Annotated in this window: 10 protein-coding genes and 3 pseudogenes; 8 read left to right on the top strand and 5 right to left on the bottom strand. The window is 71.5% G+C overall.

The genetic code is table 11. The annotated features are described in order from the left end of the window. The first annotated feature begins 141 nt into the window (after positions 1–141). Positions 142–1,014: a DMT family transporter gene (locus tag AB0L59_RS26155; protein WP_365588047.1), complete on the top strand. Its 873-nt coding sequence runs from the start codon at positions 142–144 to the stop codon at positions 1,012–1,014. A gap of 395 nt (positions 1,015–1,409) precedes the next feature. After that, on the top strand, positions 1,410–3,569 hold the full coding sequence (locus AB0L59_RS26150) for a SpoIIE family protein phosphatase (protein WP_365588045.1): 2,160 nt from the start codon (positions 1,410–1,412) through the stop codon (positions 3,567–3,569). Positions 3,570–3,743: 174 nt separating this feature from the next. Here AB0L59_RS26150 and AB0L59_RS26145 read toward each other — a convergent pair. The 3 genes and pseudogenes from AB0L59_RS26145 to AB0L59_RS26135 all read right to left on the bottom strand — a co-directional run bounded on the left by AB0L59_RS26145 (position 3,744) and on the right by AB0L59_RS26135 (position 6,964). After that, a pseudogene (locus tag AB0L59_RS26145) lies at positions 3,744–4,927 on the bottom strand (type III polyketide synthase). A gap of 546 nt (positions 4,928–5,473) precedes the next feature. Beyond that, positions 5,474–6,178, bottom strand: coding sequence for a LysM peptidoglycan-binding domain-containing protein (locus tag AB0L59_RS26140; protein ID WP_365588385.1), 705 nt, complete (start codon positions 6,176–6,178; stop codon positions 5,474–5,476). 579 nt (positions 6,179–6,757) lie between these two features. Then, positions 6,758–6,964 (bottom strand): hypothetical protein, encoded by a 207-nt coding sequence (locus AB0L59_RS26135; RefSeq protein WP_365588042.1) that lies wholly within the window; start codon positions 6,962–6,964, stop codon positions 6,758–6,760. 710 nt (positions 6,965–7,674) lie between these two features. Here AB0L59_RS26135 and AB0L59_RS26130 point away from each other — a divergent pair. Next, entirely contained in the window at positions 7,675–9,594 is a 1,920-nt protein-coding gene (locus AB0L59_RS26130) for a protease pro-enzyme activation domain-containing protein (RefSeq protein WP_365588040.1), read from the top strand. A gap of 555 nt (positions 9,595–10,149) precedes the next feature. Further along, the gene (locus AB0L59_RS26125) at positions 10,150–10,740 is read left to right on the top strand and encodes a hypothetical protein (RefSeq protein WP_365588037.1); all 591 of its coding nucleotides are present in this window, start codon (positions 10,150–10,152) and stop codon (positions 10,738–10,740) included. 71 nt (positions 10,741–10,811) lie between these two features. On the opposite strand, the gene AB0L59_RS26120 is transcribed toward AB0L59_RS26125, so the two are convergent. Both AB0L59_RS26120 and AB0L59_RS26115 read right to left on the bottom strand, forming a co-directional pair. Then, complete coding sequence (locus AB0L59_RS26120; RefSeq protein ID WP_365588035.1) at positions 10,812–11,621, bottom strand: DUF427 domain-containing protein; 810 nt, start codon at positions 11,619–11,621, stop codon at positions 10,812–10,814. 390 nt (positions 11,622–12,011) lie between these two features. Then, positions 12,012–12,383: pseudogene (locus AB0L59_RS26115) on the bottom strand (fic family toxin-antitoxin system, toxin component). Positions 12,384–12,527: 144 nt separating this feature from the next. Between AB0L59_RS26115 and AB0L59_RS26110 the strand changes: the two are divergent. From AB0L59_RS26110 to AB0L59_RS26095, 4 genes and pseudogenes are all read left to right on the top strand, one after another. Continuing rightward, on the top strand, positions 12,528–13,004 hold the full coding sequence (locus AB0L59_RS26110) for an SRPBCC family protein (protein ID WP_365588032.1): 477 nt from the start codon (positions 12,528–12,530) through the stop codon (positions 13,002–13,004). Positions 13,005–13,322: 318 nt separating this feature from the next. After that, positions 13,323–13,438 (top strand): annotated as a pseudogene (locus AB0L59_RS26105) (TetR family transcriptional regulator); the annotation flags it as partial. 1,047 nt (positions 13,439–14,485) lie between these two features. Further along, positions 14,486–15,526, top strand: coding sequence for a helix-turn-helix domain-containing protein (locus AB0L59_RS26100; RefSeq protein ID WP_365588029.1), 1,041 nt, complete (start codon positions 14,486–14,488; stop codon positions 15,524–15,526). Between the two features lie 401 nt (positions 15,527–15,927). After that, positions 15,928–16,755, top strand: a complete 828-nt coding sequence (locus AB0L59_RS26095; RefSeq protein WP_365588026.1) for a maleylpyruvate isomerase family mycothiol-dependent enzyme — start codon at positions 15,928–15,930, stop codon at positions 16,753–16,755. The last annotated feature ends 43 nt before the right edge of the window (positions 16,756–16,798 follow it).

The raw sequence follows: 16,798 nt of genomic DNA, 5'->3' as shown, positions 1-16,798 counted from the left end.
GGGTACTCGTGGCGTCCGGCACGGGTGAGTCCGGGGCACCACCGGGCGTCCGAGGGGTGATGCAGCGTGTCACGTCCGACCGGCGGCCGGCAGGTGTCCGCCACTGCGTCCCGGAAGAACGGAGGGGCCGGCGCTTCGCGGATGACGCGGTATCCGGCGTGGGGGATGGCGATCGGGGCGCTGTCCGTGTCGGGGTCGGCCATCCTGCTCGATCTGGCGCGAACCTCGCCGGGTACGGCGTCCTTCTACCGCTGTGTTCTGGCCTTGCCGGCGCTGCTGGTGCTCGCGGCCGCGGAGCGCCGTCGTGCGGGCGCGTTCCCGCGGCCCCGGTACGGGCTTGCACTGGTCGCGGGGGCGCTGTTCGCCGGTGACATGCTGCTTTGGACGCAGGCGATCGGCGAGGTCGGGGCGGGTCTGTCCACGGTGCTGGTGAATGTGCAGGTGGTGCTGGTGCCGCTGCTGGCCTGGGCGGTCGACCGGGAACCCGTACCCCGCCGCTTCCTGTGGTGGCTGCCGGTGCTGCTGGTGGGAGTGGTCCTTGCCGGCGGGGTGTTCGAGCAGGGCGGGACGGTCGGTTCCGATCCACTGCGGGGTACGTTCCACGCGGTGCTGGCGGCAGTGTGCTACTCGGGGTTTCTGTATTTGCTGCGCCGTGGGGGTCATGCCGGGCCGGTACGGCAGACGTACGCAGCGGTCGTGGCGTCGGCCGCGGTGGTCTCTCTGGCGGCGGGTCTGCTCTGGTACGGGTTCGACCCGGCTCCCGGATGGCGAGCTCTCGGCTGGCTGCTGGCGGTGGCCGCATGCAGCCAGGTCGTGGGATGGCTGCTGGTCGCAGCCGCTTCGCCCAGGCTGGCCAGTCATGTCGGCGCGGTCCTGCTGCTGCTCACCCCGGTCGGCGCGGTGGCCCTGGGAGCGGTCGTACTGGGCGAGCGTCCCGCTCCGCTGCAGCTGGTGGGGTGCGTACTGATCTTGGTCAGCGCGTACGTCACCACGGCCCGGGGCGGCAGGCGGTAGCCGCGGCGTGCGCGGTGGAGACGCTGCCGGGGCGTGGCAGCCGTTTGCCGGCCAGGATCAGGAAGTGCGCCGGGAAGCTCCCCAGGGACATCCAAGAAGCGGACGGTCAGCGCGGGACCTGAACCGCGCGGGTGTTGCCGCGTTCACGTAGATGTCGGTGGCCTGCTGCTGTCGAGTCCCCTCCGCGGGTTGCGGCCGGCGCCGCGCGGCCGCGCCGGGCCGGCACGATCGGAGGGGGTCCCCCTCATGACCACGGAGCCACAAGCAGCAGTCTTGGTGGGCGAACCGACCCCCCGGTGTTATTCAATGAGGTGTGCGGTCAGGGATCTCGGGGCCCCGTCGCACGGGTTTGAGTACGGCCCCGGTACCGCGCCGGGGATTGCCGAGAGAGCCGCATGGACTCCACACCCTCCCCTTCGTCCTCCTCGCCGTTCGACCTGGTCAGCAGCGCGCTGGGGCGCTACATACCGCGCGGCGGAGCGGCAGCGGCCTCCGGTCCTGCCGAGACACAGGGCGACCGCACCACCCGCCGGCGCCTACCCGACGACCCGGTCGGCGGTCAGGATCAGATTCTCGGCGCGGTCAACCTGGACACGGATCTGAGAATCACCCGCTGCAATGTGGACGCCCCCGTGTTCGCAGGTCTGGGCGCCGTGCCCGGGAGTCCCTTCGTCGGTCTCCTGCCCCCCGGGGACGTACCGACGGTCACACGGCGATTGCGGCAGGTGCTGGAGACCGGTGAGGCGCACGTCGCCCGGATCCAGCGCCTGCGGCGCTGCGACGGGTCGGAGCTGGTGGTGTCGATGAGCATCCTGCCCGCCGCGGCGCCTCAGGAGGGCCTCACCGTCTCCCTGATCGCCATGGCCAGGAGGCTGCACCTGTACGCCGCCGAGACCGCGATCGGCACCTCTCTGGACATCGGCGAGACCGCGCAGTCGCTGGCGAAGTCCCTGCTGGCTTGGGGAGACGTGGCCGCCGTGGACCTCGACTTCGCCGTGTGGTCGGGCGAGGGAGTCACCGGGCAGGCGCGGGGGCGCATCCGGCTGCGGCGGGCGGCCCTGGTGCCGGACCGGGCGTGGCCCGACGGCTACGTGACGCCGGGCGACGACCTTCCCGGCGACGCCAGTCGCCTGCTGGCGCAGGCGGTACGGCGGGACGACGCCCCGCAGGCCATCGTCATACCCGACCGGGAGGCGGTCGAGCGGGTACTCGGGAGTCCACGAGTGATACGTGCCCTGGTGCCCGGCGACCGGTCGGCGGGTGTGGCGTGCATACCGCTGGTCTTGGACGGCACGCCGCCCGTCGTGCTGGGCGTGGCGGAGATCTGGCGGCGGGCGGACTGCCCGTTCCGTGACAGCGAACTGCTCGACCTGCAGGAACTGGTGGCCAGGACGGCCCATCACGTCGACCTGGCCCGTCAGCACCAGCGCGAGCACACGCAGGTGCTGGCGCTGCAGCGCCGGCTGCTGCCCCGGACCGGCGGCGACACCATCGAGATCGCCAGTGTCTACCAGCCCGCCACCCCTGACAGCGCGGGCGTCGGCGGCGACTGGGTCAACAGCTTTCCGCTGCCGGACGGCCGTACCGCGCTGGTCGTCGGTGACGTCGTCGGGCACGGCCTGGGAGCCGCGGCGACCATGGGCCAGCTGAGCATGGAGGCCCGGGCGCTGCTGTCCGCCGGGCTGGCGCCCGACGAGGTGCTGGAGCACCTGGACGCCACCGTGACGTTGCTGGACGACGCGGAGTCCGGGTTGGCGGCCGGCTACAGCGCCCTCGGGTCGACCTGCTGCATCGCCCTCTATGACCCGGTCGGCCACCAGGTGGCGCTGGCCAGCGCCGGTCACCTGCCCCCGGTCCTGGTGTCCCCGAACGGGCACGCGAGCCCGCTCGCGGTCCGCCCCCACCCCGGTCTGGGAGCCGAGTTCGCGCTGCGGGAGCCGTTCGGCGTGCATACGTTCGACGCACCCCCGGGTTCCCTGCTCGCCCTCTACACCGACGGCCTGGTGGAGGATCCGGCCCTGTCGATCGACGAGGGCATCGGCAGGCTGGCGAACGCCCTGTCCACGGTGCACCCCTGGGACGCCCTGCAGCCGGCCGCACGGCACGTCGTCTCCGCAATGGCACCCGTGCGCCATCGCGACGACGTGACTCTGCTGCTCGCGCGGATGATCGGCCACCGCAAGGGGGACACCGCGGCCTGGCGGCTGCCCGCCCGCGACGACGCCCCCGCCCGTGCCCGCGCGCAGGTCTCCGCCCTGCTGCGGCAGTGGCGCACCAGGGACGAGACCCGGGACAACGCGCTGCTCCTGGTCAGCGAGCTGGTCACGAACGCGGTGCGCTTCGCGACCGGTCCCATCACCGTACGGCTCATCAGGGCCGGTCACGGCCTGCTGTGCGAGGTGGGCGACACCGGCAACGGCAGGCCACGTCTGAGCGGAGGCGGCCTCCTCGACGACGGCGGTCGTGGCCTGCACATCGTGCACGGGCTCACCACCCGGTGGGGAGTGCGGTGGACGGACACCGGCAAGGTGGTCTGGGCGGAAGTCGCGCGGTGACGCGGCTGCTGCGGCGGGGCGTGGCCGGCGTACGTACGGGAGCGCTGCGAGGGTACGGGCGGCGTGCGCGTCAGCCTGCGCCACCGGCGGTACGGACGGCGCCCTCAGCGGTACCGGCGGCGTGACCGGTGATCCGGCCGGCCCGTTTGCAGCGTCGGGTGGCACCGCCCCGCACTACAGCCACTCCCCCTCCAGGGCGGTGGCGGTGAGGCCCGGTGCCGCCGCGTACAGGACGGCTCGGCTGCCCGACTTCTGCCCGGCGTCGTGCGCCCGCCGCATGATGTCGAACACGGCGGCGCCTCCGCGGTTGCCGCTGGTGTAGCTGTCCCGGCTGTAGTCCAGCAGCCCCGACGGCCACGCGTCGGGCATCGTCTGCTCCATGTACTCCAGCACCCGGGTCCCGCCGGGGTGCGCGAGCAGCACGTCGGGGTGCCAGGAGCCGGGGTGGTCCTGGTAACGGACGCGCAGCCACTCCCACATCGCGCTGACCGTCTCCTGCACGGCGCGCGGCCCACGCCGGTCCATCACGAGTGGGTGCCGTCCGCCCGCGTCTCCAGGCGGTGCAGGTCCTGCGTGCCGGGCAGGGTGTGGTGCCAGGCGGCGTCCAGCCGCAGTACAGACTCGCGCCTCGGCCGGCCCGTGACCACCGTGGCGACCGCGGTGTCCGCGAACAGCAACCGGACGATCAGGGACTCGAGGGTGTCGTCCGCGGGCTGGTAGGTCGTGCTCAGCGCCTCGGCGATCACGACCAGGACCACCCGGTCGGGGTCCGCGGCCACGAGGTCCGCCGCCAGCGCCAGGGAGCGGGTGCCCGCGATACACGCCCACTGCGTGGCCGGCTGCAGCATCACGTCGTTGCGGAGCGAAAGCTTGTTGGCCAGGGCGATGTCCAGACCCGGCAGCGCCGGGGTGGTGGAGTTGCTGGTGATCAGGCAGTCGACGTCCGCGACGTCGAGACCGGCGATCTGCAGGGCCCCGCGCGCCGCGCGCTCCCCGTAGGACTGCACAGCCTCCCAGGCCGGCGCGGTGCGCTCCTGGACAGTCTGCGGCGTGGGTATCGCCTCGAGGGCAGCAATCGCACGCTCCACGTCCTGCTGGGTGAACCCCTCGCGGGCCAGCGCCTCTTGGGCCGGCCCGATGCCGACAGCCCCCAGGCCGCTGCCGTTGCCGGGCGCGACGGCGGTCTCCAGCGGCAGCATCCAGCGACGGGTCTCGATGCCCGTACTGGCCGCGATGCCGTCGATCCGCGGCGCCCAGGCCGCGTGCGGGTGCCGGTCGCGCACCTCCGCCACGATCTGGCTGGTCTCCACGGTGTGCTCGCCGTGTATCACGGCAGGAGGACAGAGGTAAGCGGCCACGAGGGGCACCTTTCCGGAGGGAACAAGGAGGAATGCCACGAGTGCTATGTCGTGGGCCACTTCCGAAGTGCCCGGCCAGGCAATGCCGATGAGCCCCACTTCGGAAGCCGGTATCCGTTTCCGAGCATGGAGCTAAATGGACATTTACGCTGTGATGCGGACAACTTGGACAGTACTTCGAGTGCGTGACACGGCACACACCGCCGAAACAGGCGACCCTCAGATGGGTTCGCTCCGGCCTGAGTTCCCGTCAGCCAGGAAAAGCGTCTGGACACCCACAGCCGGATCGCCGTGACAACGGCCTTCCGCCGGAACGGGGGCCGGCCGACAGAACCGAGCCGGGCACCCGTGGTTCACCGGCCGCGTGAACCGGGCGACCACGCACGGCCCTGTCGGGTCCGATTCCCCCTTCCCGGACTTCTGCGGCCGCGCATTGCTCCGGGTGGTCAAGAACCACCGGGCTGCATTGCGGCGCAACGCGCGGGGGCGGCGGCCAAGTGCCGTCACCACCGCGCGTTGCGGCAAGCCCTGGAGCGCCGTCCCCGGTCAGTAAGGCCCGTTGACGTTGTCGATGGAGCCGTAGCGGTGGTAGGCGTAGTTGCAGGCGGCGGTGATGTTGGCGACCGGGTCGTAGATGTCCGACGAGGTGCCCGGCACGTGGTAGGCGGTGAAGGTGGGCTGGATCACCTGGAGCAGGCCGATGGAGGGGTGGCCGGCGGCGGCGTTGGAGTCCCAGAGGTTGATGGCCTTGGGGTTGCCGGAGGATTCCCGCATCACGTTGCGGTAGATCCCGTTGTACGTTCCGGGGATGTTGTTCTGCGCCATGATCGCCAGGGAGTGCTTGATCCAGCCGTCCAGGTTGTCGGTGTAGGTCTGACCGCTGGTGGCGGTCTTGGTGGACGTGGCCTTCTGGGCGGTTGCCGGCTTCGTGGCGGGAGTTGATCCGGCAGAGGTCGATCCGGCGGGGGTCGATCCGGCAGGCAGGGTCAGGACCTGTCCCGGCTGGAGCGCGTAGGGGCTGGCGATGTGGTTTGCGGTCGCAAGGGCGGGCCAGCCGCCGGGCACGTGCTGGGTGCGGGCGATGGAGGCCAGGTGGTCGCCGGGCCGGACGGTGTAGGTGGTCGTGGCCGTGGCGGCCTGGGCCGTGCCCAGTGCGGCGGTGGAGGCCACGGCGAGGGTGCCGACGGTGATGGCGCTGCCGGCGATGAGTCGGCGCGCCCGGGAGGGGCGCTTGCGGGCGTGACGGGGCATGGAGCGGTCCTCTTCCAGAATTTGCATGACCCGCAGTTGCCGGTTCCCTCGGCAAGCTGCACCACATTCGTTCAGCGGTGCGCTGCGGCGCGCTCATCTTGAGCCGCCGGGAATAAATCGACAATTCCCCTTTTTACTAACCAGCTTCGTTGACCGGCCACGTGGCGCGTGCCGCGGAGGCGCGGAAATCAGGGCGGTAGGGACGATTTAAAGCACTAAGATGTGTCGTAAGTGAATTGAGTCACCAAGCTTCAGATGGAGCGCCTTAATAATCTAAATGACTGCTTATCGATCCTTTATGATTTATCGCCACAAATCGGACATTAGGTAGTGAATGACCACCCCTTCCCGCAGGAGGAAGGGTCCGGCACGGCGTCACGAGCCGCCCCAAAAGCGGCCCGCGCTTCTCAAGGACAGGCCAGGCCGCCGACGGCGCGCTCCAGCGCCCAGTCCTCGTCGACGACCGCGGCGGTGGGCGTCACCGGCACGGTCACGGCCCTCCGGCCGGCCGCGCTGACGGCCGCCGTCCGTACACGCCGAAGCCGTCGTCCTCGTGCGTGTAATCAACGTTCATCCAGGTCAGGGGCATGACGTGCAGCCCGAGTCCGTGCCCGCCCCGCTTGCCACCGGCTCGCCTCCGGGCCCGTCGATGGTCACCCGCTCGTGCGGGCCGACGGGACACGGGATCTCGCCGGGGATGTAGGTGTGCCGCAGGCCGAGCGGCGCGATGATCCGGTTCCCTCCCGGTTCCCGCCACTCGGCACCGCCCGCCCCCTCCGCGCTCACCGCGGCCAGCAGGGCGCGACAAGCTCGGACGGCGACGGCAGTGGGAGCACCACCACCGCCGTGGACGTCGTGCCGATGGCTCCCGCCTCAGCTCCCCGCCCGGTTCACCGGCAGGGCAGGCCCCGACGCCCCTCACCGGCGCCCTTGCCCGAGGTCCTCGTACGGCAGTCGACGCGGGCGAACAGCCCGCAACCGGCCGGCGGAAGAGCAACGGCCGACGGCACGGCACGGCGCACGGGACCCTTGATGCCCCCTCACGGGCCAGCGACAGCTGAGCAGATGCTCCCCGCCTGCCGCCCTGCCCCGCTGGGGCCCGCTCGATGGTGTGTCACGCCGACCGTGCACGGCGCACTGAGGGGAGGAGCCAGACTTCGATGCTCTCGGCTGACCCCGAGGCCGTTTGTTCGCTCCCAAGGCCGTGCGGGTGCGGCACCGTTGCGGGCGGGCATCAGCGGCAAGAAGCCCATCCGGGCGCGTTCTCCTCGACGACGAAACCTCGGCGCACTGCCGCTCCCCGAAGACACCGCGCTCCGGTGATGCCGCCGAAACGCCGCAACCCGGGGCGCCGGGCCCGCGTCGTACAGGGAAGGGGGGACGGACACCTGCTGTGCCGTTGCCGTTCGAGAGGGGTGGACTGGGGCTTGGAGAGCACCTTTTCGCACAGGGGCGCAGTCGGTTCGACGGTGAGGCGCGGTCGCAGAGCCGCGGCCGTGTGGGTCGCCTGCGCGGCCGCGTTCGCGGCGGGTGCCGTGGTGGGGGTGCCCGGCACTGCACGCGCGGCGGCAACCGTTCCCGTGCCGGAGTCGGTCTCCCCCGTGGTCCGCACGGCGTCACGCGTCGGAGCCGTGCCCGCCTCGCAGCAACTGACCGTGCAGGTATGGCTGACACCCGACATGACGGGCGCCGCCGCGTTCGCCGACGCGGTCGCCACACCCGGCAACGCCGAGTTCCACCACTACCTCGGTCCGCACGCCTACACCGCCAGGTTCGGTCCGTCCAGCGCGCACGTCACGGCGGTGGCGCGATGGCTGGCGTCCCGTGGCCTGACCCAGGTGCACGCCGACAGCGGCCGGGACTACGTCTCCGCCACCGGACCGGTGGTGAAGGTGCAGTCGGCGTTCCGGGTGCGGATCGACGAGTACCGGGTCCAGGATGCGAACGGCCGGCCGGCCGTGGCGCGCTCCAACGACCGCGAGGTATCCGTTCCGTCCTCGCTCGCGTCCGACGTGCTGGGCGTGACCGGGCTGAGCAGCCTTCCACCCACCGTGCCTCGGGCCGCGGCCTCCTCGGCACCAGGGCCGCGTGCGCAGGCGACGAAGGCACCGACGTGCTCCGGGTACTGGGCGCAGCACGTCCAGGCGTTCCGTCCGGCCTACCAGGGGCTGACCAAGGCCGCGCTGCCGGTCTGCGGATACTCCGCCGACCAGATCCGCGCCGCCTACGGCGCGACGTGGACGGACACCGGCAAGGGCCAGACGGTCGCCCTGACCGAGGACGAGGCACCGACCGCGATGTTCCAGACGCTGACGGACTACGCGAAGGCCAGTCATCTCCCGGCCCCGAAGCGCTCGCAGTTCAGGCAAGTGCAGTCCGGCAAGGCCTGCGCTGCCCCGTCGGCGTCGCGCAGGACGGCGCAGTCGCCCGCTGTCGACGACGAGGCGGAGATGGACTCCGAGGCGCTCTACGCGATGGCGCCCGACGCCGACCAGTTGATGGTGGTCGGGCAGGGGTGCGACGAGGACCAGGCGTTGCTGAACGCCGCCCTCGCCGTGCTGACCGGGAGCGGCGGCCGTCCCAGCGCCTCGATCGTGTCCAACTCGTGGCAGATCCCCCTGGGTGTGGTGCCGGCCAGGACCGTGCACGCGATCGACGTGCGGGCCGCCGCCGAGGGGGTGGGCATGTACTTCGCCTCCGGTGACACGCCCGGTCTGACGGTGACCGATTCCGACCCCTACGCCGTGGCGGTCGGCGGCACCAGCCTCGGTATCGGGGCGGCGAGGAACCGGGTGTTCGAGACCGGTTGGTCCGACGACTACGGCTCCCTGGACAAGGGCAAATGGACCGACCTGGGCGTCAGCGGGGGCGGCGGAGGCACCAGCGCCGACTACGGGCAGCCCTCCTACCAGAAGGGCGTCGTTCCCGCGTCCATGTCGCGCGTGCGGGTCGGCAAGCGGGTCGTCACCGGGCGTGCGGTGCCCGACATCGCCGCGGACGGCGATCCCGACACCGGGATGCTGACCGGCTACATCGAGTCGACGAGCAACGGAAAGCCGGGGCCGTACCACACCATGCCGAACGCGGGCACAAGCCTGGCGTGCCCGCTGATCGCCGGTCTCGTCGCCGACGCCCAGCAGGGCCGCAGGTCCGCGTTCGGCTTCATCGACCCGCTGCTCTACCACCTCGCCGGAACCCATGCGTTCCACGACGCCCTGCCGGTCACCGCGTCGACGCCACAGCAGGACCATGGCGCCTATGTCGCCGACGACGGATCCGCGGGGCTCGACGTGTTCGACTCGCAGGAACGCTCCTACACCGGGCAGGTGACGGCCAAGGGCTACGACACCATGACGGGCGTCGGAACACCGAACGGCGCCGCGTTCATCGCGGGGCTGCGCGCCGGCGGCGGCTGACGGGCGGCTGCTGCACGGGGCCGCCGATCCCGCTGCCGCCGGGCCGACGTCTCCGGCGTCTCCCGCCCGGCAGGGGCGCCGGCGCTGCGGAAGGCGACCCGGTGGTACCGCGGGATCGGGCCGGCCACGGGGTTTGTCCCGTGGGGAATGCGCGCCCCGGTGAGAGCGCTCGGCATCGCGCCGCTGCCCGTCGCAAGCGGAGACGCCCGGAGAGCCCTCAAGGGGCGGTCCTGAAGTGTTCAAGCGGGCCGCGCAGCCCTTCTGGCGCTGCGCCCGCCATCCAGCCGTGTAGGAGCGGCGCGGTACGCGGCCTTCCGCCCTCGGCAGGCCGCGGGTGCCGGGCGCCAGGAGGTGCCGTCGGTCCGCGCACGCCGTCCAGGTCGCGGTCGGCCAGGATCCCGCCGATGCCGAAAAGGGGAGATCCGGTGGTCTCCTCCACCTGGTCGTCGCAGTGCGTCTGTGCCATCGGCCGTGCCCGTACGGTGTGCTTGCGGACCCCGCAGTCCCGGAGGCGGACACCGACGCTGGCACGACCTCCCTGTGGGTGGATTCCGTGTGCCTGAACGGGCGGATACGCCTTTGCCGGGTGAAGCTGAAGAGGTGAGCACCAGTAGCGAGCACCCGGTAAGTGCTGAGCAGATCCACGCAGCGCTGGCCGCTCTTGCGGCTGAGCCGGTGGCAGATCCGGAGAAGCGACCCGAGGGGCCGCAGGAGGAACACCGCCTGCGCCTGTTGGGCCGTCTGCTGGCGAAAACGGAGCTCGAGATCACCGCCGCAACCCATCTGACCGAGGAAGAGGAGGTCGAGGACGTCCTTGAGACGTTGCTCGGCTGGGGGGACCAGCTGGGAGCGGATCCCGGTCTCGCGGTCAACGTCCTGACGAACCGGCTGCAGCGCACCGCGCTGCAGGTCTCCGAACCCGAGGCGGAAGAACTGCCACCCGGCCGGGAGGCCGCGTTCGCCGCCGTCATGACGGCGGTGTACGCGCTCAGCGCCCAGCTGCACGCGGAACGCGGCGACACAGAGGCCACCCGACACGCTCTGAGCGGGGCCGAAGAAGCTCTCATCGACATCCTGCAAGGCATGCACGACCTGCGCGTCGCCATCGGGGACGCACCCTCCTCGGACGACGAAGCCGACACCTGACCCCCTCGGTAACTGCGTGGCCGGCGCCACGGACATGCCGCCGTCGTCATCCGTGGGCGGCGGCGGGCGGCTCAGGAACGTGCCCGCTGCTGCTTGTCCCACTGAGCCCGTGAGAGGGCGGTGGGCCGAGGGAGCAGGGCGCCGTCCACGTACAGGTCGACGTGCTCGTTGTAGAAGGCGACCATCCCCGCGATGGCGGCGCACGACACCGTCGGGAAGTCGTACGCCCATGCGAGATCGTCATGGACGACGGCCCCGCCCACGAACGACCAGTACTGGCTGGTCCTGCCCTTGTACGGGCACGCCGTCACCGTGTCCGAGGAACGCAGCAGGGTCCAGTCGACGTAGGCACGCTCCACGTAGTAAGGGGTCGGCAGACCCGTTTCGAAGAGCTTCACCGAGGACGGCGCGTCCGCGAGGACGGTGCCCTCCACCTCGACGCGCACGCTGCTGGACGAGCGCAGCGCGTCCACCCGGGTGTACGGGTTCCTCGGGTGCACGAAGACCTGCTCTTCCTCCTCGTACCACGCGTCGATCGCGTCCCACCGGAAACGGGCGGTGCCGATGAGTGCCTCCGGGGCTCCCTCGTCCCAGACCCACGCCGCACCCTCACGGACCTCGGAGCCGACCCGCAGCGAGTGCCGCCGTGCGGGGCCGGGGCCCAGTCGGCCGACGCGGCCGTCGTCGGTCAGGACGCCCTCGGCCAGATCCCGCAGCGGAATGCTGTACTGCGGATAGCCCGGCCACTCCCACACGTACAACGCGCGCCGGGTGTCGCATACGCACCGGCCCCCGACCTGCGCACGGATACGCCGCGGCACCGGCTCGACGTGCCCGGCCGGGACGATGAGGCCCGGATAGTCCACACTCTCGTCCGCCATCGGCGATCCCCTCGATCCGCTCGGCCGCTTCCGTACGTCCAGCTTTTCCCGCAGACGCGCGGACGGCCACCCCTGGCGTCATCCGACAGGCACAGTGCGGACTGGGGGACGACGACGTCGACGGCGCCGTGCTCGAGGCGCGCGGCGCACCGGGCACGCACTCGAAGACGCTGGATGCAGCGACGGGTGGATGCCCGGGACCGGGCTGGGCTGCTTCCCGAAGCGGCATGGGCGCCGGCCGGGGGTGGTGATGCCCCGCCGAGCATGCGACGGCCGGGGACATGGTCATGCGGGCCCTGGCCTACACGTTCGACGAGTGCCGCGGCCGCGACGCCGAACAGGGCCTCGCCGTGCGCCGGCGACAAGGCCCCGCCACAGCGCACTCCGGGATCAGGGTTTCGAGGTGCGCAGGAAGGAGGCGATCCGGGCCGCGGTGCAGCGGGGGTTGTTCAGCTCGTGGGCGAGCGCGGTGAGCTGTTCGCGAGTGGGGCTGACCGGGATGTTGCCGGCCTCGAGACACATGACGGCGACGGCGCAGGCAACGGTGAGGTTGGAGCGCTACAGCCAGCGGCAGCGGCCGAGAGTGTGCACCAGGGCGGCGGCGCGGGCGAAGACGCCGTCGTAGACGGGGGTGTCGAGGAGTTCGCCGCGGTGGCGGGCGACGGCGGCGATGGCCACGCCGTAGTCGTCGGCCGCCGGGTCGCGGTGCCCGGCCCGCTCCGCCACTTCGAGGATCCAGGATTCGTCGGCGTGCAGGATCACGCGGCGGCGCCCGGCTGCCGCTGGTCGTGCGGGGCGTCGAGCTGCTGCTCCAGATCGTCGAGGAAGTCACCGTGCAGATCGGGTTAGTAGGCGGTGACGCGCCGGGTACTCGGCCCTTCCCCGGACCGATCAACGGAGGCACGGATGAGCAAGGTCAAGGAAGCGGTGGAAGTCGACGTACCTGTTCGCACCGCCTACAACCAGTGGACCCAGTTCGAGACGTTCCCGGACTTCATGGAAGGCGTCGAGGAGGTCCGGCAACTGGACGACCGCCACAACCACTGGACCACCAAGATCGGTGGGGTGCGGCGGGAGTTCGACACCGAGATCGTCGACCAGATGCCCGACGAGCGCATCACCTGGCGCACCACCACCGGTGACACGGCCCAGAAGGGCACGGTCCGCTTCGAGCGCATGGACGACACGCACACCAGGGTGGAACTGGTCATGGACGTCGAGCCGAGCGGAGCAGCAGAAAAGGTCGCGGACATGCTCGGCACACTCGACCGACGCGTCAAGGGCGACATGAAGCGGTTCAAGCGGTACGTCGAGCAGCGCGGCGGAGAGTCCGGAGCATGGCGCGGACGCATCACGCCCGGGAGCAGCGACACTCCCCTCTGACACCGCCCGACCGTCGTCGAGCAAGCGTCGGTGAAGGTGGGCACGGAGGTCGGAGCGAGGCCGTCCACCCAGCCTCGGATCCGTGGGACCGCGTCGAGCGGGGGCGTGAGCCTGGTGCGGACGGGGCCGGATCCCGGTCTCGGTCCCGTCGCGCAGGCGGCGCCAACTGGTCAGCCCGGAGCAGCCGATCCCCCGGGGTCGGTCAGCCTGTGTGCGCCTCGACTTCGGCTTCGGCCCGGTCCACGAGATGTTTGGTATTTCCGCCGACCCAGGCGCGACGAACGGGATGCGCACGGGCGGCGCCGCCAGTACGAGCGCCTGCTGGAAGTCGCGCGCGCCGCCCTCGCCGGACACGGAACCGAGGTCTCATTGCGGGACGTCGCCCGCCACGCGGGCGTCGGGATCGCACGCTCCAGCGTCACTTCCCCACCCGCGAGGAACTCGACGAGACCGTGTTGCGCCACCGGCGGCGGTGCCACGCGTCGGGCAACCAGGCCGGGCAGCTGATCGCCTTCCGCACAGGTTCTCCGTTCTCGTTCTTGGAGCCGATCCGCACACGGCGCCCGGCATGGACCGGGCCGCCATCGGCGCCGCCCTCGACCAGCAGCTGGCACGTTTCGGTGACTGATCGCGGCACTGTCCCGGCGCGACGGGGACGTCGTCGTCATCGGTGGCGGGATCCGCAAGCCGGAACCTCACCTGCCGCTCTTCGAGAAGGCCGTGAGCCCGGTCCGACACCATGCACCGAAGGCCGCGGCCGCGTTCAGCACCAGGGTGGCGACAGCGTCGAAGCAGCCAAACGGCGGCTGTGATCCCGCGCCGCCCGGTGCGCCGCTCGCCGTGGCGACCGAGTCCTCGCCGACAAGTGCGGTGAGCACGCCGGGCAACCACATCCAGCACCCGCCGGGTTGTACCGTTCGGCGGGTGCGGGCCGGACAGGTTGCCCGCCCCAGCATGCACCTACGGCCCCATCAGCCTCGTGACCAGCGGGTTAGCCGGCCGACGTACGGGAGGGGGCGTACGGTCGCCTGCGAGAGTGTCGGTGGGGACTGCGGACCGGTCGACGCCGGCGTTGTCGCTCCGTGACCGTGCTCGGACAGCGTCGGCGTGCCCCAGGGCCGGGGAGGCACACGAGGTCAGGCGCGCCCTGGGTGAACGGCGTACGGTCCGCCCGGCCTGGTCGCCCGGGTGGGCAGGGCTCAGCGCGCAGGGACGCCCCGACCGAGGCGTACATGCGTGCATCTGGGCTGTATTCCGAGGAGAGACGATGTCTCCGTGCCGGTCGTCCCCCGCACGGCATTCGATCTGGGACCGTACCGGGTGGCCGCTCCGTGATCCGGCCGGCGATGCGACACGGGCGCCCGCTCGGTCGATGCGCCGGCGGATGTGGCTCCCGGCCGGGTCGTGGTCGTCCTCACCCGAGCGCGGCGTCCATCTCGGCACCCGGGGGCCGCAGTTCAGCGCTGTGGTTGACTACCGTCGTGCTGCCTGAAACCGTCTTTACCACCCAAGAGCTGTCGGCGAGCGACCGTTTCGAGGCGTGGACGGAGCAATTGGGGCGTACTCATGCGCCGATGCACCTGAGCAGCGAGCGCGCCGCCGACTACCGGGGGCACCAGCGTGTGATCGGGCTGGGCGACGTGACGGTGTGGCCCGCGACCTTCGACCATCTGGTGTTCCGCCGGACGCCGAAGCTCGTGCGCCAGTCCGACCCGGAGGTGTTCCACCTGTCTCTGCTGCGGCGCGGCGACGGCGCGGCGAGCTGGGGCAGGCAGCAGGTGGAGTACCAGGTGGACGACTTCCACGTGAACTGCTCGTCCCGCTCGTACGAGATATCCACCGGACCGGACCCGGTCACCATCGTCGGGGTGGAGATCCCGCGCGCCGCGGTGGATCTTCCGGCCGACCGGGCGTACGGGGTGGTCGGACGGCGGATATCCGGCCGTGAGGGGATGGGCGCGCTGCTCGCGGGGCTGCTCGTGCAGCTGGTCTCGGACACCTCCTCCTACCGGGCGGCGGACGCCGAGCGGCTGGGCAGGGTCGTCACCGATCTCGTCAGCGCTGCCTTCGCCCACGCCCTGGAGGCGGAGCCGCACCTGCCACCCGAGATTCACGCCCGCGCCATGGTCCTGCGCGTCAAGTCGTTCGTCCGGCGGCATCTCGGCGATCCGAACCTGACTCCCGCGAAGATCGCCGCGGCTCACCACATCTCACGCAGCTACCTCTATCGCCTGTTCCAGGACGAAGGGTTGACCGTGGCCTCCTACATACGCGACCAGCGGCTGGCCATGGCCCGCCGGGACCTGAGCGACCCCAGTCTGCGTGAACTGCCCATCCACGCGATAGCCACCCGCTGGGGCTATCGCCGCCCCGGCGACTTCACCCGGGCCTTCCGCACCGCACAGGGCGTCACTCCCAGCGAGCTACGAGAGCGGGTGCTGAGCCGAACAGCCGTGGACGCTCCGCACATCGACGTGGACGCTGCGCGAATGACAGCACCTGAGGCACACGCACATCATTGACCTCGGTCGCTCAACAGGCCCAGTGCCGAGGCGTGCCAGGGCCACGGGGGTGCCCTGACTCGCCCGCGGCACGATGGCGCCCGGCGCCGACCGCGTCGGTCCTTCTCAAGGCGGACGCTGTCGGCGCGGCCGGCCGCCATCCCCCCGCTTGGCCGACGCCACTTCTGGCAGCACCGGGCCCTCATCGACGGCCGCCACCGCTCCTTCACCTCGTACTCCCGGGCGCGACGTGGCCACGGCCTCCCCCGGCACCGTACGGCTCGATCGAGGTCGACGGTTGCCTGCACATCGGGCGGGAGGGAAGAGGCGGGGCTTGCCGCGCGCCCCCGGGTCTGGTTGTGTACCAGCGCCGCAGGCAGCGACGGAGCATGCCGGGCGGGCGAGGAGCGGAGCCAAGCAACGTGTACACGACGGTACGGCAGGACAGCTCGTGGCCGCTGCCCGACGGGCTGGGACAGGCCATCCGGGACACCGCGGAGGAGATCGCCAGGCTGGTGCGCAGCGCGAGTGACACCGCGCTCGCCGTGCCGGGCTCGCAGTGGACCGTCGGCGAGGCCGCCGCCCACCTGGCCATGGCCAACGAACTGATGGCAGACCTGGCAGCCGGGCGGGAGCGCCCCTATGGCGACGGAACGCCCCAGAGCCTGGCCAAAGCCAACGCGGAGTCCCTCGCCCAGTTCGCAGAGCGCCGGGCGGAGCCTCTCGCGAGGATGATCACGGAGCAGGCCGAGGTGTTCCTGGACGCGGTGTCGCGTCCAGCGGCCGACGGCCCGGCACCCGCCACGCCCCTGGGCCTGATGAACCGGTCCGTTCTCGCCTCGTACCTGCTCACGCACATGCTCGGGCACGGATACGATCTGGCTCGCGCCCTGAAACGTCCGCACATGGTCGACCGGGCACGGGTGGGCCTGTGCATGCCGTTCATGCTCTCGGTCATGCCGCGTGTCGCAAACCCAGCGGCCACGGCGGGCCTCACGGCCCGTTACCGCATACGCCTGCGCGGGGGCGAGACGTTCGGCGTACGGCTGGCCGACGGCACCGTGCAGGTGACACCGCAGGCACCACCCGAGGACGCCGACTGCACCATCTGGCTCGATCCCGTCGCCTTCCTGCTCATCGCGCTGGGCCGGCTCAACCCCTGGCGTGCCATCGCCCAGGGGCAGGTCCTCGCCTGGGGCTCCCGGCCATGGCTGGCTCCCCGCTTCCCCACCCTGTTCACCGCACCCTGACCCGCCGGACGGGCAGCCGCGCGTGCGCATCGGCCGGCCGGGC

It is taken from the genome of Streptomyces sp. NPDC052109, assembly GCF_040680195.1.
GTDB lineage: Bacteria > Actinomycetota > Actinomycetes > Streptomycetales > Streptomycetaceae > Streptomyces.
The sequence above is the reverse complement of the archived record's forward strand: the minus strand, read 5'-3'. Positions and strand labels throughout refer to the sequence as shown.